The organism is Anabaena sp. UHCC 0399 (assembly GCF_034931465.1).
GTDB classification, from domain to species: Bacteria; Cyanobacteriota; Cyanobacteriia; order Cyanobacteriales; family Nostocaceae; genus Trichormus; species Trichormus minutissimus.
In genome coordinates this window covers 1-19,944 of record NZ_JAYGGZ010000029.1, presented here as the reverse complement: position 1 = coordinate 19,944, position 19,944 = coordinate 1, and the positions used below count along the sequence as shown (strand labels likewise).

General features: G+C 41.2%; 11 protein-coding genes. 3 read left to right on the top strand and 8 right to left on the bottom strand.

Going from position 1 to position 19,944, the window contains the following annotated elements:
* Nucleotides 1-2 precede the first annotated feature (2 nt).
* The 7 genes from VB693_RS16445 to hemW all read right to left on the bottom strand — a co-directional run bounded on the left by VB693_RS16445 (nt 3) and on the right by hemW (nt 10,871).
* Nucleotides 3-344, bottom strand: a complete 342-nt coding sequence (locus VB693_RS16445) for a DUF433 domain-containing protein (RefSeq protein ID WP_190704151.1) — start codon at nt 342-344, stop codon at nt 3-5.
* Nucleotides 345-494: 150 nt separating this feature from the next.
* On the bottom strand, nt 495-2,051 hold the full coding sequence (locus VB693_RS16440) for an alkaline phosphatase (protein WP_323267194.1): 1,557 nt from the start codon (nt 2,049-2,051) through the stop codon (nt 495-497).
* Nucleotides 2,052-2,188: 137 nt separating this feature from the next.
* On the bottom strand, nt 2,189-4,834 hold the full coding sequence (locus VB693_RS16435) for an amino acid adenylation domain-containing protein (protein WP_323267193.1): 2,646 nt from the start codon (nt 4,832-4,834) through the stop codon (nt 2,189-2,191).
* A 153-nt stretch (nt 4,835-4,987) separates the two neighbouring features.
* Complete coding sequence (locus VB693_RS16430; RefSeq protein ID WP_323267192.1) at nt 4,988-6,373, bottom strand: ATP-grasp domain-containing protein; 1,386 nt, start codon at nt 6,371-6,373, stop codon at nt 4,988-4,990.
* Nucleotides 6,374-6,376: 3 nt separating this feature from the next.
* Entirely contained in the window at nt 6,377-7,210 is an 834-nt protein-coding gene (locus tag VB693_RS16425; RefSeq protein ID WP_323267191.1) for an O-methyltransferase, read from the bottom strand.
* Nucleotides 7,207-8,445, bottom strand: coding sequence for a sedoheptulose 7-phosphate cyclase (locus VB693_RS16420; protein ID WP_323267190.1), 1,239 nt, complete (start codon nt 8,443-8,445; stop codon nt 7,207-7,209). Before VB693_RS16420 ends, VB693_RS16425 begins: the two co-directional genes overlap by 4 nt.
* A gap of 1,247 nt (nt 8,446-9,692) precedes the next feature.
* Entirely contained in the window at nt 9,693-10,871 is a 1,179-nt protein-coding gene (hemW, locus tag VB693_RS16415) for a radical SAM family heme chaperone HemW (protein ID WP_323267189.1), read from the bottom strand.
* Nucleotides 10,872-11,121: 250 nt separating this feature from the next.
* Between hemW and VB693_RS16410 the strand changes: the two genes are divergently transcribed.
* Both VB693_RS16410 and VB693_RS16405 read left to right on the top strand, forming a co-directional pair.
* Complete coding sequence (locus tag VB693_RS16410) at nt 11,122-12,198, top strand: PIN/TRAM domain-containing protein (protein WP_190704132.1); 1,077 nt, start codon at nt 11,122-11,124, stop codon at nt 12,196-12,198.
* A 551-nt stretch (nt 12,199-12,749) separates the two neighbouring features.
* Nucleotides 12,750-15,893, top strand: coding sequence for a DUF4912 domain-containing protein (locus VB693_RS16405; protein WP_323267188.1), 3,144 nt, complete (start codon nt 12,750-12,752; stop codon nt 15,891-15,893).
* 172 nt (nt 15,894-16,065) lie between these two features.
* On the opposite strand, the gene VB693_RS16400 is transcribed toward VB693_RS16405, so the two are convergent.
* Nucleotides 16,066-17,538, bottom strand: a complete 1,473-nt coding sequence (locus tag VB693_RS16400; protein ID WP_323267187.1) for a BamA/TamA family outer membrane protein — start codon at nt 17,536-17,538, stop codon at nt 16,066-16,068.
* A 397-nt stretch (nt 17,539-17,935) separates the two neighbouring features.
* On the opposite strand from VB693_RS16400, the gene VB693_RS16395 reads away from it, so the two are divergent.
* Complete coding sequence (locus VB693_RS16395; protein WP_323267186.1) at nt 17,936-19,876, top strand: FAD-dependent oxidoreductase; 1,941 nt, start codon at nt 17,936-17,938, stop codon at nt 19,874-19,876.
* Nucleotides 19,877-19,944: the final 68 nt, after the last annotated feature.

Sequence of the window (19,944 nt, the reverse complement as noted above, 5' to 3'; positions counted from 1 at the left end):
GATTATATTTCTTGTTCCATAGCTTCATCTTGTTCGCGGAGTGCTGTTTCAATTTCATCGGCGTGTGCATCAGCATAAGCCCAGACATTTACTAAATCAGCAGCACTCAAATGAGGATACATCTCTAGAATTTCGGCATCAGTTGTATTTTGACGGCGTAAGCTCACAAATATCCAAACCGGTAGGCGAGTATTAGCAATACAAGCGTCACCACCACATACACCTGGAGTTTTAGTGATTCCTAGTGAACCGTTACTGAGAGTTTTAGTTAATATTTGTATTGCTTCTGCTTTTTCACTTGGGTTTAATGCCTGGAGTTGTATTGTTAATTCTTTGAGTGTCATAGTTAATATTGTCTAGGTAAATAAAATTCTAATCTTTGGTTAGCGATTGATTACTCAAAATAAATATGATTAAGACTAAAGTCCTTACTACAAGCATATAAGAAGGGAAAGGCGATCGCTTTCCCTTCTCTGTTAATTTAAAATTTATGATTAAGCTTTTTGTGCGCCTGGTTGTCCATTTTCTACTACAAAGGAAGCTAGGGTGCTGATAGTAGCATTTTGATCAAGAATGCTGGAAACAACACGGTAATCAGTTTGCCAGTTGTCTTTAGTCAATTTGCAACGCACATAACCCCTGTAAGCACCATCAAAGAATTTTGTATGGGGATTGCTGCTGAGTGCAGCTTGTACTGGGGCAATAAAATTAGCTGGAAAGTCGGAAGAAATGGAAGTTCCGACAAACTCAGTACCTACGGTTGCTGATAGGGGATTATTAAAATCAGCTTTTAAATCGTGTACCCAACTGGAATGGATATCGCCAGTAATCACAACTGGGTTAGAAGGTTTGCGCTGTTCTAAAAAGTTCAACAACCGCTTACGCGCAGCTACATAACCATCCCATTGATCCACATTAAACAGTTGTATTCCAGGATTGGGATTAAAATCAAATTGAGCCAATATAGTTTGCTGGGCAATTACATTCCAGCGTGCTTGTGATTTTTCTAGTCCTTGCAGTAACCAATCTTCTTGTGCTGCGCCGGTCATCGTCGCTTGGGGATCTAACGCTTCATCACACAGGGGTTTTAGTCCGTCATAACAAGGTTGATCTGTACGGTACTGGCGAGTATCTAAAACATTGAACTCTGCTAAATTACCAAAGGTTAATCGCCGATACAGCAGCATACTTGATTGCGTTGGTAGGGACGATAGGCGCAACGGCATATGTTCATAGTAGGCTTGGTAAGCATTCGCTCGTCGCTGTTCAAAGGCTGTTGGACTTTGATTATCTTCAGGGGTTAAATTGGCGTAGTTGTTATCTACTTCATGGTCATCCCAAGTTACTACCCACGGAAAGTTAGCATGAGCCGCTTGTAAATTTACGTCGCTTTTGTATAAAGCATAACGGTTGCGGTAGTCAGCTAAAGTAATGATTTCCGGGCTATTGTGCTGACGTGGCGCACCATTTCTGGGGCCATACTCATAGATGTAATCACCTAGATGTACAACTAAATCTAGGTCTTCCTTAGCCATGTGTTTGTAGGCTGTGTACAAACCATTTTGCCAATCTTGACAAGAAGCAAAGGCAAAGTTTAGCTGTTGAATTGAACTATCAAGTGCGGGGGCTGTACGAGTGCGACCAATGGGGCTAACTTCACTACCAACTGTAAATTGATACCAATACCAACTGTTAGGCTCTAGCCCCTGCACATCAACGTGGACAGCATGACCTAGTTGTGGTGTTGCCAAAACCGTGCCTCTCTGCACAACCTGTCTCATTTTTTCGTCCCGTGCAATTTGCCATCGCACTGGTACATTTACGGATGGCATACCGCCGCCATTCAGAGGTGCTGGTGCGAGACGAGTCCATAAAACCACACTATCCGGTAGAGGATCACCAGAAGCGACACCCAGCTTGAAGGGATAGTCAGAAAACCGTCCTCGCGCCATTACAGGCTGCCATTGGCTAGTTACGGCTAAACCTGTAAGAAAACTTGCACCTAGCAAAAAATTACGCCGTTTGAGCAGGCGATCGCCAATAAATTCCATACTCACTCCTACTAAGATTTAGATATGGGGGGCAATTTTTAACTTACCTTGCAATCAAGTAAAAATAACCTACCAACCTAGAATCAAAGTCTGATTAAGAAAATGTTAAGGCAGCACAAAGTTGTGATCTTTACTCATTAATTCATGCAAGCTTTTAAACGTTGTGCCAAAACTGGTACATGAGGTTCTAAAACAAACGAATAATGATTTCCTGGTACATCAATAATATTGATTTCATCTGCCGCCATGACAGAAAATAACTCTACCCAAACTAAAGTCGGATCAGCAGCCATAATATGTTTCTCTCTGGCTCGAAACACAGTCACTTTTCCCGGATATGGCTGTCTTTTATAGGCATAAGTTGCTTTCAAAGTTCCCACTAAGACATCCAAAATGCGGCGATTATTTTGACGTTCTACACCAGGAGGAAAGATTTTAGCTTGTCTCGCTTTATCGATGATGTAGTTGATTTTTGCTTCTAAACTTAAATCTTGTATTTCATCAAGTGTAACTAAATTATCTTGACCAAACATTCCCCCAAATACTCTAGAAAGTACACCCACTAAATAAACATCATCAATTGGTTTTTGTTTATCTAATAAAATCGGGACATAAGAATCAAGTATTGCTAACAAAGACACTTCTTGTCCTTGCCTTTTTAGCTGCTGTGCTACCTCATAAGCGACAACTCCCCCAAATGACCAACCACCAACTTGATAAGGCCCTTGGGGTTGAAATTCACGGATAGTTTTAACATAAAGGCTGGCCATATCTTCAATTCTTGTTAAGGGTTCTTCTTCCCCATAAAATCCTTGAGCTTGCAAACCATAACATGGTTGTTCATTTCCTATGTAATGAGCTAATTTGAAGTAGCACAAAACATGGCCACCGGCAGGATGAATACAAAAGAAGGGTTGCTTTTTACCTTGTGGTTGAATTGGGACTAAAGGTGAATGACGAATCTGATTATTAGAGTCTTGAATAACTATTGCTAAATCTGTAATAAGTGGATTCGTTAAAAGTGTCGCCAGAGGTATTTCTTTAGAAAAATGTTGTTCTATTCGGGAAATTAAATGCAGTGCTTTGAGGGAATCACCACCTAAAGCAAAAAAGTTATCTTTTACCCCGATTTGTGGTAAGTTTAAAATCTCTGACCATATTTTGACTAATTGCGCTTCTACCTGATTACGAGGAGCAGCAAAATCATTATTTTCACTGAAATGAGAAATATCGGGTTGTGGTAAAGCCTTGCGGTCTACTTTTCCACTGGGAGTTAAAGGTAAAGTTTCCAACATCACAAAAGCGGCGGGAATCATAAAATCAGGTAGCTTTGATTTCAGGAAATAGCGCAAGCTATTGAGTGTTGGCTTTTCGGAATTGTAGGTAATATAAGCAATTAGTTGTTTCTCTGCTGTGTTATCAGTACGCGCAATAATTACTGCTTCTCTAACTTGCGGATGTAAAGAGAGAACATTTTCAATTTCGCCAATTTCAATACGATAGCCTCGGATTTTTACTTGATAGTCGATTCTACCAAGATATTCAATATTACCATCTGGTAAATAACGAGCTAAATCACCAGTTTTATAGAGATATTTTGATGCAATTTTTGAATCTTTAAATGGGTTAGGAATAAATTTTTTCTCAGTCAATTCTGGACGATTGAGATAACCTCGCGCTACACCTACACCGCCAATATAAAGTTCAGCGATCGCACCGAAATCAACTGGCTGTAAATGCTCATCAAGGATGTAAATTTGGGTGTTAGCAATGGGACGACCGATTGGTACAGTTTTTAAATTACTGTGTTTTTGACACTGCCAAAAAGTAACATCAATAGCTGCTTCTGTCGGCCCATATAAGTTATGTAATTCGCAGTCCAAACGCTCAAAAAATCTATTTTGTAAATCTAAAGGTAAGGCTTCGCCACTACAAATTACTCTCTTAATGGAAGTGCATTTTTCGACACCACGACTAGCTAAAAAGATTTGCAGCATGGAGGGGACAAAATGCAAAGTAGTGATTTGCTCTTGAATAATCAGATTAATAAGATAACTACTATCTCGATGTCCTCCCGGTTGAGCAATTACTAAACGTGCGCCTGTTAATAAAGTCCAGAAGAATTCCCAAACAGACACATCAAAGCTAAATGGTGTTTTTTGTAAGACACTATCTGTAGAATTAATTTGATAAGTTTCTTGCATCCACAGTAGGCGATTACATATACCTTTGTGGGTGTTCATTGCACCTTTGGGTTTACCAGTAGAACCAGAAGTGTAGATAACGTAAGCAAGATTATCTGGTTTTACGTCACTCTCAAGATTAGTATTTGGTTGTGTGGAGATTTTCTTCCATTCTGTATCTATACAAATAGTATGAGCTTGATGTTGAGGAATTTGAGTGAGTAATTTTTCTTGAGTTAGTAATACTTTTACCTGAGAATCTTCTAGCATATATGCTATGCGTTCTTGGGGATATTCTGGGTCAATTGGTATATAAGCACCACCAGCTTTGAGAATTCCCAATAAACACACAACCATTTCTAAGGAACGTTCTACACAAACACCAACTAATGTTTCTAGTTTGACTCCTAGTGTTTGTAAGTAATGTGCTAGTTGATTAGCTCTAGTATTTAATTCTTGATATGTTAATTGTTGCTGTTCAAATGTTACAGCTATGGCGTTGGGGGTACGTTCTACTTGTGCTGTCAATAACTCATGTAAGCTTTGAGATAGGTCGTAGTCTCTTTGTGTGGCGTTGAGATTTATTTGTGTGGTTTGCATTTTTGATGAGGGGAAGAACGTCGGTTAACGGCTTTGTGGAATTGGGGGGTTATTTACTCACGCAGAGGCGCACCAGACGCAGAGAGTAAGAATGAAGAAAGAGAGTTTGATCTCTCCTCCGCGCCTCCGTGTCTCTGCGTGAAATGAAAATTCTTAATCTCCCCCTAATTCCACCAATTTACCGATATTGAAATCTATCCGCGTCCAACCTTTCAGTTGACGGAGATTATTCAACAACAACAGAGGAATTTGCCAGTGATGCACCATCAAGAAGGGGAGGGGGTCATCTAACTGTAAAATTGCATCAGTTCCACGCCAAATATTTAGCATCCATTTCTTCAACTGAGTGAAGGAACGAATACCAGTCAAACGCCAGACTTCGTGATAAGTCCAGTAAGTTGGTTTGCTGGTTACTAATGGCTGTAAGGTTTCACCTATTGGTTCTATTCCCAGATAGGCTTGTGCAACCTGGGGGTGGTTGTAGAAGGTGGTAATTGCTGAGTGTGTGCGGGGGTTACACTCGATGACGTATACTTGACCGTCTTCAGCTTGGATGAAGTCGTAGGAAATCTGTCCTGTTAGTTTGAGTTCCTTAACGAAGTGTTTCACCCATTCCATGATTTGAGGGTTTTCAACGTTTTCATAGTTGACTTGAAACGCTGATGATTCGCAGCAGCAGTGTAGTCTTAGTTCGCCATTTCTAACGGTGCTGTGGGTGCAGAATTCTTCACCAGGGATAAATTCTTGCATAATCCACGGTTTTTCGGGACTGATTGGCAAACTTCTGACGAAGGCGGCTGTTTCTTCTGGGGTGGCGCAGGGAAGTTTGGTTAAGTCTAAACGCCGCACTGAGTCGTAAGCAATGCTTTTGAGGATGTATTTGCGGGTCTCGCCGGAAAAGTCGAAGTTGATGACTTGTTCGCCAGAGGTAATTTTAAAGGATTTGGGTACTGATAAACCAAGCGATCGCGCTTTTTCCGCTAGTGCAAATTTATCATCCAGCATTTGGGTGATATCTGCATCAAAATGAAATACTTCGCAATGACGCGATAACTCAGGTTTGGCTAGGGAGTCGTAGTAACTCCCGATGGGACTGGTGACGGGAACATAGATATCTATGTTTTCTCGTTTGACTATATCCACTAAGGCTTGGATATAGGCTTCTGAGTTTTTCTCTGGTGCGGGAACTGTATAAAATTTATCCACCGCTTGAGAAAATCTATGGCCAGTTAACCAATATTTATGGGTTTCCAGGAGGACAACCCGATGTCCAGTCGCGTGGAATGACCTTGCTAGTTGCAAAGCTTTGGTCATTTTACCGCCACTGATGAGGATATTTTTGGGGTTGCTGGTTTTCGCAGTTTTGGGACGCAAAATAGCACCCAAAAACAAAGATATAAAAACGATCGCAGCGTTGACTGGCAATGCTAATAATAACAAAGCCAAAGTCAGGATATTTTGGATAATTGCGGCTATTTTCATCTCTAAACCTAGAGACGGCGTAGCAGGGGAGGAATTAAATGAAATAGATTGTGTCATAGTTTACACTCTGCGGATAATCGTCAAACCATCGCGCAGGGGAAGTAAAACCTGTTCAACACGGGGGTCGAGGGCTACGGTATGATTAAATTCAGCGATCGCTTGACCGTTGACGCTACGCTGTTCCGCAGGTAAATACACCTCTCCTTGTAGGAGTGTGTTATCGACACAGATAAAACCTTGCGGTGCTAACAAACTCGTATCTAGCAGCATTTGGAAGTAAGCTATATACTCTTTTTTATCGGCATCGATAAATACCAAGTCAAAAGTTTCTCCAGTCGCCGCTAGTTTCTCTAAGGTTGCTAAGGCTGCACCCAATTCCACACGTATCTTTGCACCGTGGGGAGATTGACCAAAAGCTGTCTTTGCAACTTCTGCTGCGTAAGGGTCTACTTCACAAGCCACCAATACACCGTCTGCTGGCAAGGCTTCTGCCATCGCTAAGGCAGAATAACCGGTAAACATCCCGATTTCTAGAACTCTTTGCGCTTTGGTCATGTGAACAAACATCTTTAAGGTTTGTCCTTCTATATGACCAGAGAGCATTTCCTGTTCTAGAGGTCGTACAGTTGCACCTGCGGTAAAGCGTTCACCCCAAGCTTCTATGGCTGTTATCTTTGCCAGTACAGCCAAGGCTACTGATTCTTCGGTGGTGCATTCTTCTAGATAAGGGTCGATACCTGCTGCTAACTGCCATGCTTGGTTAATTTCAGCTACCAAATCAGCAGGTAAATCTTGGTGTTGGTTAACTTCTTGAACAATGGCTTCTAACTTCTGGGTCAAGATTCCCAAGGGTGTGACAGGTCTAGCTGTCGGTGGTGCGATCAAATTAGTCATGATTTAGCACTCCCTACGAGTTCTTTCTGGCTGCTGAGGGGATACATATCTACACCCTCGCCACCACGGGGATAGTTGCTGCAAAGTTCTTTATGTTCAGCTAAAGCGGCGGCTAATTCTTCTTTTGTTAGGTCATTGACGAAGTGACATTCACCGATAGGTTTTGGCATTGCAGCTCTGAGCAACCCGTCTCTAGTCAGAGTAATTGATTGGGTTGCACGCCATAATAACTCTACATCCAACAGGGGATGGTCTAGTGCTAGACCTATGCGACTCATCAACCCTAAAATGCGATCGCGTTCTTGAGTGGTAATATAGCCTCTACGTGCTGCAATGGTGGCAGAAAAAGCCATATCAATATTGACTGCGTGACCGTGGAACATGGGTATCTGCGGCGCAAGTTCCAATGTCGGACTCCAAGTGTGACCATAAGCAATTACCCTGTCTAGGTCTAATTCATGGAGATTAGGTACTTCTAACTCCAACATCTTTTTGATAGCTTTATGGGTGACTTGATGTGCTACTTCTTGCGTCTGACTAGCTGCGTCAAGATTGCCGAAATGACTATGTAGTAAGTCTTCCCCGTACTTCTCCAACAACTCAAATACTTCTTTGTGAGCAACTACGGCGATTTTGACTAATTCCGCCATACCGTTGCGTACTTGGTCTGTTGGTAAAGTACCCAGGAAGGAAAAATCTAAGAAAACTTTGCGAGAAGCGTGATAAGCACCTAGACGGTTTTTCAGCTTCTTGTGGTTAACTGCTACCTTTATGGCAACACTAGCATCAATTAGTCCAATTAAGCTAGTAGGAATACGGATGTAATTACTGCTGCGTCGGTAGGTAGAACAAGCAAAACCGACAACATCTGTAACTAAACCCCCACCCACTACTAAGACTGGTTCTTTGCGAACTAATTTGAAATCTGCAAAGACATCTATAACTTTTTCAAAAGTTTGAATAGTTTTATTTGGTTCAGTGATTGTGATGGGGAACAGCGTCAATTCAATGCCATAATGCTGGAAATATTTCTGCATTTGACTACTGTAAAACTGACTCACATTTGCGTCAACAACAGCTAAACATCGCCCGAAACTTTTATAGACATCTGCAAGTTCTTGATTTTTAATGGCAAAAACTCCATCGACATACACTAAATCGTACTCAATTTTTTCGTAGCCTTCTACATGGAAAGCTGTTTCTGTAGCTTCAAACTTTGCTTGGACGATGCTCATTTTTTAGTCCTTTGGATACAAAAATAGCCTGTTTTACTGGGTTAATACACTCGTCCTAACTAAAAATTATTGGCTTCTAGTTAAGCAGAGCTTGCTGGAAATTCGCATTATACACAACACCTTAAGTTCATAAAACAAGGCGTTGCGTAACAGTTGCTGATGATATCCAAGACTTAAATCATGCCAATAAATATTCCCAAACTCATATGGAGTTTGCTCTTAAAGGAATAGTAATCATTATGTTAAGTCTTGGTTAAACTTAGTCGCTCCTGTAATTTGGATAAGAAAACTTGCGTTAATTTTCTCTTCCTTTTAATTTTTGGTTACTAGGCTGTAGTCAAAATAAACAGACTTTTAGCTCTAGACCTTTTGTAAAGAGTCTTGTGACAGTATCTTTAAACTGCCCGAATCACTTAAGTTTTCTTTACATTACTAAACATAACATTGTTTGTAAAATATTGGATCGATTTTTCGGATATTTTCTATAGGATATATTAAAAATTCTGAACTTTCAGGAACTTATAACCAAGCTTTTTCATACTTTTTATCCAGCACCTCAAACAAAATTAGGATTTGCTAAATGATAGATTTTGAATCTAATTCAGAGAATATTTTCCTGCAAATTTGCAGCATAAATTGACCCCAATTAAATTAAAAAAAGAGGATACTCTTGCTACATTTGATTACAGTTATAGACTTATCTACACCAAGATAAAACACTAGAATATTTCGCGTCTTTATTTTGGTTGATACAGACAAGGAGTTATGAACTTTAAGGTATGGTTAAAGTTTCAGCAAAGATATGCAATAAAACTTTATGAATTAACCCTCATTTTTAAGCCAAGAATACCATACTGAATCCAAAGAAATTACAGGCTGTAAATACTTTGGGACATGGTTTTCAGATCCATTGAGCAGATTTTATAACTGCCCGAATAGCTTAAGAGTAACTTTACATTCCTAAACATAACATTGTTCGTAAAACATTGCACCTAGACCAAAGGTATATCTTGCACTCCTACACTCAATACGGTTCGGTTAACGTTATGGCTGGGTTGGGTAGAGACTTTGCAATGCAGCGTCTCTACAGGCGTTATTATTTTGGCAAATTATCTTACCCGAAACGTATTGCCCCTACACCTGAGAATTTAAAAATTTGATGATTTTTACAGCTTCAATAGTATTAAACACTGTTTTAAGTATTATTGCTTATTGACAAATTAGATACTATACACAATTGAGTATGATTATCCCAACTGATTAAATAAATCTGCTAACACTACATTAGAAAACAAAAACCCCTCTGGGTCGAGTAAACGTAATCTATCGTCTACAACTTCTACCCAGCCTTTGGCAAAATAAGGTTGTAAACATTGATGAATTGCTTCTATTTGCTGTTGACCAAATTTCTGAGTGAGTGCGGGTAAACTCACACCCTCAGCTAAACGCAATCCCAGCATTAAAGTTTCTAATAATATTTCTTCTGGGGGTGTGACTTCACAATCAATCACACAGCCAGTTTTTACCCAGTGATAATACTCTTTAGTTGTACGGGGACGAGTGAAGCGTTTACCTTCTAGATAACTCGCCGCTCCCATCCCAAAGCCGTAATAGGGTCGATTTTCCCAATAGACACGATTATGTTGACATTGATGCCCGATTTGGGCGTAGTTGGAAATTTCGTAATGTTCATAACCCGCAGATGTTAAGACTTGTTGCGCCATGCGGTACATTGTGACTGTGGTTTCATCTGTGGGTAAAGGTTTGTCTCCAGGTTGATAGTAACGACCAAAAGCAGTTCCTGGTTCAATGGTGAGATCATATATAGATATATGAGTAGGGTTAATGGCTACTGCTTTGGTGAGAGAATCCTGCCATTGATCCAAAGACTGATGCGGCAACCCAGAAATCAAGTCTATGCTAAATTCGGTAATTTGGGTTTGGTGAATTAATTCTACAGCCGCAAAAATATCTGCTACCGAGTGCGATCGCCCTGCCAATTTTAACAATTCTGCTTGCAACGCTTGTACACCCAAACTTACACGATTCACGCCTGCGCTACAATAGCCTGTGATATGCTCTAAATCAAATGTTCCTGGGTCTACTTCCATAGAAATTTCCATGTCAGCAGCCAGACCAAACCGCTTCTCTAGCACCTCTATAATTTTTTGTAACTGAGGCGTGGATAGCAGTGAGGGAGTCCCACCGCCGAAGAAAATTGTTTTTAAAGGTTGACCAAAGGCTGGGGAAGTAGAAATTTCTTGACAGAGCATCTCAACGTATTGAGAGATAGTACCAGACGTTTCCCCCCGCGAGCGATCGCCCACTACAAACACCGGGAAATCACAATAAAAGCACCGCCGTCGGCAAAACGGAATGTGTACATAGGCAGAACTGACAATGCTAGAGTTATTAACTTTTGGCATATTAATGAAAAAATTCACTTAATTAACAGAAAATTAGAAATAATGAGAATGCGTAGTTTCTTTACAACTTTCTATCGGTTTTTAACAAAACTATGAAAAATATTAAGAGAAAGCACTTTAGTTATAATATTTGCAGACATTCCCTGCATCAAACCCTAGTCTAAGTAAATATTGATTAGTTTCTCTCAAGGAGTAAATTTACAATATTGGATTCGATTAGGTAAAACAGTCGCAGGAATACATCATAACCATGCTTGATGCCATTATCATTCTCTCATTTATCCTGGCAGCAGCAGGCATCGGGTTCTACAGCACCGATTTACTACCCACTGGGTCATTAGATCGCGTTACGAATCTGGACGCTCTACGCCTAACTGTTGCAGTTTTTGCCGCCATCATTGGCGGTGCGATCGGGCTGAGTTTTCAAACAAGTTACCGCCGCTTAGAAACCCAAGTCCGAGAAATGCCTCTGGAAGTAATTTTAACCCGTGCTATTGGCTTAGTCATTGGGTTATTGTTAGCAAACTTAATGCTAGCACCGCTATTTTTACTGCCCATTCCAGCAGACTTTAGTTTTATTAAACCACTAGTAGCAGTGGTTGGTAGTATTATCCTATCCGTTACCGGCATGAATTTAGCCGACACCCACGGACGGGGTTTATTGCGATTTATTAATCCTAATACTGTTGAAACAATGGTAGCGGAAGGGACACTCAAACCCGCTAGCACCAAAGTTTTAGACACCAGTTGTATTATTGATGGTCGGATTGAAACACTACTAGAAACCGGATTTCTAGAAGGCCAAATCATCGTTCCACAGTTTGTCTTACAAGAATTGCAGCAAGTCGCTGATGCGAGTAAAGACCAAAAACGGGTGCGGGGAAGGCGTGGACTAGAAATATTGAACCGCGTTAAGGAATCATATCCAGATCGAATTATTATCAACCCATCTGATTATGACGATATTCCTACGGTAGATGCCAAATTAGTGCGCTTTGCCCAAGAAATTAACGGCACACTCCTCACCAATGACTACAACTTATCTAAAGTTGCCAGCGTGCAGAAAGTGCCAGTGTTAAATGTGAACGACTTAGTAAACGCTGTCCGTCCTACCTATTTACCTGGAGATAATCTCGACCTCAAAATTCTCAAAGAGGGTAAAGAACCCAGCCAAGGTATTGGTTATTTAGACGATGGCACAATGGTTGTCGTCGAAGAAGGTAGAGGCTATGTAGGTGGTGAACTGCGGGTAGTAGTCACCAGCGCACTGCAAACCACAGCCGGACGGATGATTTTCGCCAAACCCCAAGCTTCAGCATTGGCGTGAGGGAAATGTCTGTTGGAAATAGAGTTAAACTATGCAATCGGTGCAGTCAACCTGCACCGATTTTGTATAGGGTCAAAATTGAAGCAGGCGGAGAGTGGGTTTTTGTCTGTCCTGAATGTTGGACTGATGCGAGTGAGAATAACCCATTTTACGTTTTTGGTGGAACGTGGAAAGCTCAGAAGCGCAAGAAGTAGTAGTCTGTCAAGAAATAATTGATGAATAGATAGATATTCTGTAGACACGGCGATTGATCGCGTCTCTCCAACCGTCAAAGTAGGTTTAACAGAACAGTAGAGATGATAAAAATTGTGATGATTTTCCTCGCTTATTCTAGATTATGATAATTAATTTAACTGTCTATAATAAGCAAAAGTTTTATATTAGACTACTTAATACCCATAAAACATAAGTATTCAATTATACTAAAAGAAATTTTGGGAGACTTAAAAGAAAATTGACACCAGATGTATAATGAGCGCGTCTCCTCCTGCATGAAAATATGAATTTTAGACTCGTCGGCTTTCTGTTTCCTGTACCTTGATAAGCAGCATATGTGGCAACAAGAAAAACAAGATAGTGGGATAGTCCGTCTGGCATTATTGCTAGCCTTAACTACCTCTCCCGTAGCAACAAACCTTTTAGTGTCCGCCTCAGTGCTGGCACAATCTGGAACTGAAACACCCTCTTTCCCATTGCCACAAACTGTGGTAGATGGGACTACGGTGAAGATTGATGGTTCTGGTGGCTTTGCTGCCTTTAATCAAAACTTGCAACAGAGTTTTGAGCAAAATTTCTCTGGTACAAAAGTGGCAGTTGCCGCCAATGGAACGGAAGCGGCGATTAAAGCTCTGTTAGATGGACAAATCGACATAGCGGCAATTGGTCGAGGCCTGACTCCACAAGAAAAGGCTCAAGGTTTGGAACAAGCTCGATTGCACCGAGAAAAAATTGCGATCATAGTAGGAGCAGACAATCCCTTTAAGGGCAGCTTGACTGATCGGGAATTTGCCAGAATTTTCCAGGGAAGAATTACGAGATGGTCACGATTGGGAAACGCAAACGGTAAGATTCGGGTAATTGATCGCCCAGATAATAGCGGCACACGGGAAGCACTGAGTAACTATCCCGTGTTTCGAGGTACTAAGTTTGCTACAGGCGCGACTGCTACCCAAATAGCACAGGATGACACCGCAGAAATTGTTAAACAATTGGGTAAGGATGGGATTAGCTATGCCAGAGCTAATCAAGTATCAAAAATCCCTGGTGTACGTGTTCTGAAGTTACATGACACTTTACCAGATGATCCGAAGTATCCTTTTTCTCAGCCTTTTGTTTACGTTTACAAAAAAAATCCGAGTCCTGGCGTAGCAGCTTTTTTGGGATTTGCTTTAGCACCCCAAGGACAGCAGGCTATAGAAGCAGCGAGAATAGCTGAGGCAGAAGCGATCGCTAAAGGTGAATCATCAGTATTTCTCACAGCTACTAATCCTACTAGCACTCCGGAAACAACACCAACCGCTACTACAGAAGCCGCAGCAGCCACTAATTCCCCCACAGAGGAAGTTACCTCTGCGCCCTTGACGATAACTACACCAGCTGCCACAGCTTCTCCTTTTTTGGATAGTAACAGCACTTCTACAGTAAATAACATCACTCAGCCATCAGTGATAGCACCTCCTGAAAATCCCCAGACCGATGGACGAAACTTGCTGTGGTGGTTGCTGTTACCCATAGGTGCTATTGGTGGATCGCTAATGTGGTTTATGCGGCGACCGTCAGCATCTGGGGAAGAATCTACTCTGAATGACTCAGCGTCGGGGACTCTAGCCCATGCAGACAAAAGTTCAGATATTAAAGACAACGTAACTCAATCGCCCCTACCCCTACCGCCTGAGTTAGAGCAATCTCCTTGGGATATGGAAGCACCAGCTGCTATCGTGAACACTTCCTATCCGCAAATCGTAGAAACTGGCAATACTCAAGATGTGACAAATGAGACTCCAGAGACTTTATCGAGTGAGTCAAATATTGAGGCGGAAGTTACTGCTAGCCCGGAAATAGAAACCAGCATCTGGGCTATGACTGAAGAGCCAGAAACTACGGGTGCAGGAGAATTATCAACACCAGCAATTACGGATGCACCTGTTGATATAGATGTAGATGTGACTCAAGGCAATTTAGACATTGTAGATGAAGGATTAGCTGGTGATTTCAACACGGAATTGCCCCAGCCAGATGCAACCAATATAGAATCTATCTTTGAGCAGTCGGAAGCTACTACTGAATTAGCAGTCACAGACACATTTGCTGATGTGCCAGTTGTGATACCTGGCGATTTAGACACGGCAGATGAGCAGATAGAATGGTCTAGCGAAACCCAGCTAGACGACGCAACCGATGTTGATATTACCTCCCTATTTGATGAGACAGATGCTACCACTGAGTTAATTGCACCTCAATTATCTGATGAGGATGGGGAAGATTTACCGACTGTTCCACCCCAGTTGGCCGAGATTCCAGAAGATGCGTTGAATTTGGTGGCAGATGAGGCTGAACCACCCGATTATGAGACACTTGAAGAAACAGAATATACTCCTCCAACTAATTTAGAAAATTTAGCTGGTAGTGCAGCAGCACTAGGTTTAGGCATTGGGGCGGCGGCGGTGGGTATTTATGGGATTCAGGATACTCCCGACCCAGAAACAACAGATACCACAGGAGAAAGTTTACCAACAGTGGATGTAGTACCTGCCAACGTCGCAAATAACGACGAAGAGAGCAGTATTTTTCTCAAACCCCGTAGTCCTGAATGGGCTTATGTTTCTTGGTATGTTTCTCACGGCGATCGCCAGCAAATGCGAGATAATGGCATCTCACAATTAGCATTGCGACTTTATGATGTGACAGAAATTGACTTGAGTTATCAAGACCCCTCTTTGGTACAGCAGTACGAATATGAAGCAGCTATCACTGATAGCTATGCATCGATTCCAGAGAGCGATCGCAACTACATGGTAGAAATTGGTTATATAACAGCAGGTGATCGCTGGGTGAAAATAGCTCGTTCCGATGTTGTGCGTGTCTTCAGTCGTCCTTACATAGAAAATCTAGTTGTAGATGACTCCATAGAAGATGAAGAAAGTCAAATTTTCTTCATCTCTCGCACTCCTAAATGGGCTTATGTTTCCTGGCAAATTTCTGAGATGCGTCAACAAATGTTGCGGGATGCGGGTATTTCTCAATTGGCACTACGGCTGTATGATGTCACTAATATCGACCTGAGTTATCAAACTCCCCCATTAATACAGCAATATGAATGTGAAGAAATTATTCGCGATCGCTACATAGCAATTCCCCATAGCGATCGTGATTACATGGTAGAAATTGGCTACTTTACCGATGGGGAACGTTGGGTAAATATAACTCGTTCAGCTAATGTTCATGTCTTTAGTCGTCCCTACGGAGACTTTTGGTTTGTAGCTGATGCTGAGTTAATTATCCACGGAGCAACAGAACCGGGTGCAACAGTCAATATTGCGGGTAAACCTATCACACTCAAATCAGATGGTACATTCCATTTACGTGTTCCCTTCTCAGAAGATTTAATTGATTACCTCATCACTGTATCGGCTGCTAATGGGAAACAAACTACTAGCCTGCACAAGAAGTTTTCTCAGGAAACTTTGGAAAGCTAAAATTGCTTGACTTCTGTGTCTTTGTGGTAAGTATAAATTAATTTAAACCACAGAGACACGGAGGCACAGAGGTTAGTATCGGTGCAGTAATAAGAGAAAGAGTGAAAATGCGTCGTATTAAAGCTATGGCTTCACGCCAATACCTCATACTAATTCGTAATTAATTCAAATGTTAAAATTTCTGACCTGTGGTGAATTCTAATCTTACTTCTCCTTGGTCACTTACCCCTAAGTCACCACGCAATATGCCAAAGGGTGAACTGAGGCGCATTCCTAAGCCGTAGCCAAAACCGCTTCCGGGTTTATCTCGCACTACTCCAGGTTCTCCGATGACGGTTTTACCAGAACCAAAATCTGAGGCGAAGTCTGTAAATACAACTCCACCAATGTACTCAATAATCGGGAAACGATATTCTAAAGACGCTAAACCATAACTACGACCACTGGCAAGTTCTCCGTAACCATAACCTCGTACAGAATTTGCACCACCAAGGTTAAACGCATCGGCTGGAGGAAAATCGCCAAGGATTGTACCCAGTTGGAAATTTACAGCTATCATTTCGGGAGTGTCAGAAAACTTATCATTACCTAGCCAATTTACTGGTAGATACTGAATGTAGTTTCCTTGTAGTCGGTTGCTAGAAATATTACCTAATCCTATGGGAATTGCTTGGGCGGTGCTGAGGGTGAGGATTGATCCTTGTCTCGGATTGTTGCGGCGATCGCGTTGATCTCGATTTACACTAAAAGATACAGTAAATAAGTCATCAATCCCCTTACCACTGACAGAAAGCTGATTTCCTAATTCATCTTCTGGGGCGACATCATAATCTTGGTTACGCAGACTAATTCTGGTGTAGTTAAAACCTAAAGCTGTATCCCAATCCTCAGAGGAACGCAACAAGGTCAAAGAACCGCCAAATCTACCTTCCCGGATTCGATCACCGTTGGCTAGTCTGATATCATCATCGAAGACTGGAGATAATTTGCGATCGCGAAAAACTTTGAGACTATAACCAAAGCGTTCTGGTTCTGCTGCACGGTAAGGACTAATAAACTGGCTAGAATATTGAACATCTTTGCCGCTAACTTGAACTGTAGTGTTTAATTGGTCATTGACACCACTAATATTCGCATCTAGATAGCGTACTTGACCGTAAAGCCCGATATCACTGTTACTCCCCGCACCAAAATTCCAAGTGGGAAAGCGTCGTTCTTTGATATCGTAGACGATGCTGACACCAAGGCTGTTTTCTTGGGGAAAAGCCCTAACAAAATCCACAGATTCTAATGTCCGCAATCTTTGTAAGTCTGCTTCTAGTGCATCTTCCCGGAATACTTCACCTGGTTTGAGTTTTAAAATACCCAGAAGAAAGTCTCTTTGTGTACGTCCTCGAATCGGTTTTCCTTGGTCATCAACCGACCTATCCCGTTCATCAATAAAGCGAATTTGAATATCTCGAACAATTCTCTGGGAAAACTCAATCGTTGTGGGTACTTCTACATAGCCTCCATATTTAGCATACCCGTTGATTTCTACAGCACTAGTCCCATTTGGAATATCTGCTGGTGAGTTCGCTAGGACTAGCTGTTCCCATCCCAGCAATATCCCCACGATAAAAACTACAACTGTTGAAATACGCATATTGGCAACAAGTTACTGTGACTAATTTTGCCTTATATCTCCAGTGTAAGCAATTACCCAGTACAAATTGGGTTAATTACTCAGATAGCGATCACCTCCGGTGGGCGGTTACGCCAACGCAAATTAATGCCGTTTTGAGCAATTATTTGCTACTCAGCAAAATTCATTGAAAAAAGCAAGGTTTGCAGATACTCAATTTATTCATTAGAATACCAAAGTTTGCATTTTATTTTTTGTATTTTGAATTACTAGTATGAGTTGACAATTTCCTCGATTCTGCAAAAATAAATCCATTTGCGATCTCAGAGGATTTGTTACAAATCCTCTAGAAATCTGCTGATTGACAGCTAGCATTTCATCCCAGTAATTCCGAAGTGAAAAGTTAAGTTTTTAACCGATGAGTCTACCATTTAATTCGCCGGAATCTTCAACTATCTCCCGTCGCACTTTATTAAAGGTGTTTGGTATAGGTGCAATTGCAGGGGTTACGGGTTACTCCCGGTTTACCAAGCCTAAACCAGCAGTATTTCAACAGGATACTCTCAATTTACCAAGGACATTGAACCAATCGAAAAGTGTAGTAGTGATTGGTGGAGGTTTGGCAGGTTTAGCTTGTGCTTATGAATTAAGTCACAGGGGATTTACTGTCACTCTATTAGAAAAATCTCCCCAACTTGGAGGCAAAATTGCTAGTTGGCAAATAGAAGCGGCTGGTGAAACCTTTATGATGGAACATGGCTTTCATGGCTTTTTTCCGCAATATTATAATTTAAACAGCATAGTTACAGAACTAGGCATAAATGATAATTTTCAATCTTTAAATTTCTATGCCGTTCTTTATCGTGGTGATCAATACAAGCCGGAAGTATTTCGCCCTAGTAGTTCAGCCTTTCCTTGGAATATTATCGATTTAGCGATCGCTTCTCCCAATCGCTTGCAATGGGGAATTAATTTAACTAAAATCAAACATCTACAAGTATTCCAAGCCATTACAGGATTTCAGCGAGAGAAAAACTATCAACGCTTTGACAATATTTCGGTTGCTGATTGGGTAGCAACCGAATTTCCTCAAGGTTTATATGATTTGTATTTTCTCCCCTTTGCCAAATCTAGTTTAAATGCACCCGATATGATGAGTGTGGGAGAACTCATGCAGTTCTTCCATTTTTATTTTTTTGGCAACCCCGAAGGCTTGGCTTTTAGTGGTACTAAAGATGATATGGGGACAAGTTTAATTCAACCCATGATCAAATCAATACAAAAGCAGAAAGGGACAATTTTTACTGATGTAACAGTGAGTGAAATCGTCGCTGAAAATGGTAAAATTCACAGCTTAAAATATTATTTAGGTAGCAATCAGCGTCATGTACCCTTTTGGGTGCAGCCTAACTCAGTTATATCTGATAAAAACACAGAATACTTTGGTGCAGCAGATGAAGTTTTTGCTTTAACCTCTGGTAGTCAAGAAGCAATTTCTTTAACTTGTACTCATCAAGGTTGTACTGTCGAAAAAGCCGCAGATGGAAAGTTTCATTGTCCTTGTCATGGTGCAGTATTTGCTGCTGATGGTAAAGTTTTGAAAGGCCCCGCTCAACGCAATTTACAGAAGTTGCAAGTTGTGAATAAAAAACATGATGAATTGCAATTAGTAGCAATAAATTCTCACTCACCTGCTCCACAGACAATCACCGCAGATTATTATGTCTTTGCTACTGATGTGCCGGGAGTTAAACAACTATTTAAGCAGATTAGTGGCGATCTTGATCAAACTGTGCGATCGCAAGTAGAAAACCTGAGTATCGCTGATCCTTTTGCGGTATGTCGTTTCTGGTTTGACCGCGACTTTGAATGGAAACAGAGTAATTTTACGTCTCTATCTGGCTACCAGTTAACCGATAGTATCACTCTATATCATCGCATCCAACAACAATTCATTGATTGGTCGCAACGCACTGGTGGTAGTGTGGTTGAGTTACACGCTTACTGTTATAAAGAAAAAGAATACCCCAGCCAAGAAGCTTTGTTCACCAGCTTTGAAGAAGAACTCTATGAGATAGTTCCTGAGTTAAAGCAAGCTAAGGTACTGCATCGAGAATTGGTAAATCAACGTAATTTTTCTGGTTATCCACCTCATAGTTATGCAGACAGGCCAGAAACTAGTACAGATATTACCAATTTATTGTTTGCTGGTGATTGGGTAAAAATGCCCTTCCCCTGCGGTTTAATGGAACGCGCCGTTAGTAGCGGATTAATAGCAGCCAATGAGATTTTACACCGCGAAGGTTTGCAGAGGCGATCGCTTCTATCAGTAAATCCAGAGGGACTATTGCAAATATGACTATTCTAAATTTAAGATAAAATAAAACCTCCTAGCAATGATGTGAGCTAGGAGGTTTTATTTAAAAA

Excerpts from the sequence above, each read along its gene's own strand:
- VB693_RS16445 (WP_190704151.1), bottom strand. The coding sequence starts at position 344 with ATGACACTCAAAGAATTAACAATACAACTCCAGGCATTAAACCCAAGT.
- VB693_RS16440 (WP_323267194.1), bottom strand. The coding sequence starts at position 2,051 with ATGGAATTTATTGGCGATCGCCTGCTCAAACGGCGTAATTTTTTGCTA.
- VB693_RS16435 (WP_323267193.1), bottom strand. The coding sequence starts at position 4,834 with ATGCAAACCACACAAATAAATCTCAACGCCACACAAAGAGACTACGAC.
- VB693_RS16430 (WP_323267192.1), bottom strand. The coding sequence starts at position 6,373 with ATGACACAATCTATTTCATTTAATTCCTCCCCTGCTACGCCGTCTCTA.
- VB693_RS16425 (WP_323267191.1), bottom strand. The coding sequence starts at position 7,210 with ATGACTAATTTGATCGCACCACCGACAGCTAGACCTGTCACACCCTTG.
- VB693_RS16420 (WP_323267190.1), bottom strand. The coding sequence starts at position 8,445 with ATGAGCATCGTCCAAGCAAAGTTTGAAGCTACAGAAACAGCTTTCCAT.
- hemW (WP_323267189.1), bottom strand. The coding sequence starts at position 10,871 with ATGCCAAAAGTTAATAACTCTAGCATTGTCAGTTCTGCCTATGTACAC.
- VB693_RS16410 (WP_190704132.1), top strand. The coding sequence starts at position 11,122 with ATGCTTGATGCCATTATCATTCTCTCATTTATCCTGGCAGCAGCAGGC.
- VB693_RS16405 (WP_323267188.1), top strand. The coding sequence starts at position 12,750 with ATGTGGCAACAAGAAAAACAAGATAGTGGGATAGTCCGTCTGGCATTA.
- VB693_RS16400 (WP_323267187.1), bottom strand. The coding sequence starts at position 17,538 with ATGCGTATTTCAACAGTTGTAGTTTTTATCGTGGGGATATTGCTGGGA.
- VB693_RS16395 (WP_323267186.1), top strand. The coding sequence starts at position 17,936 with ATGAGTCTACCATTTAATTCGCCGGAATCTTCAACTATCTCCCGTCGC.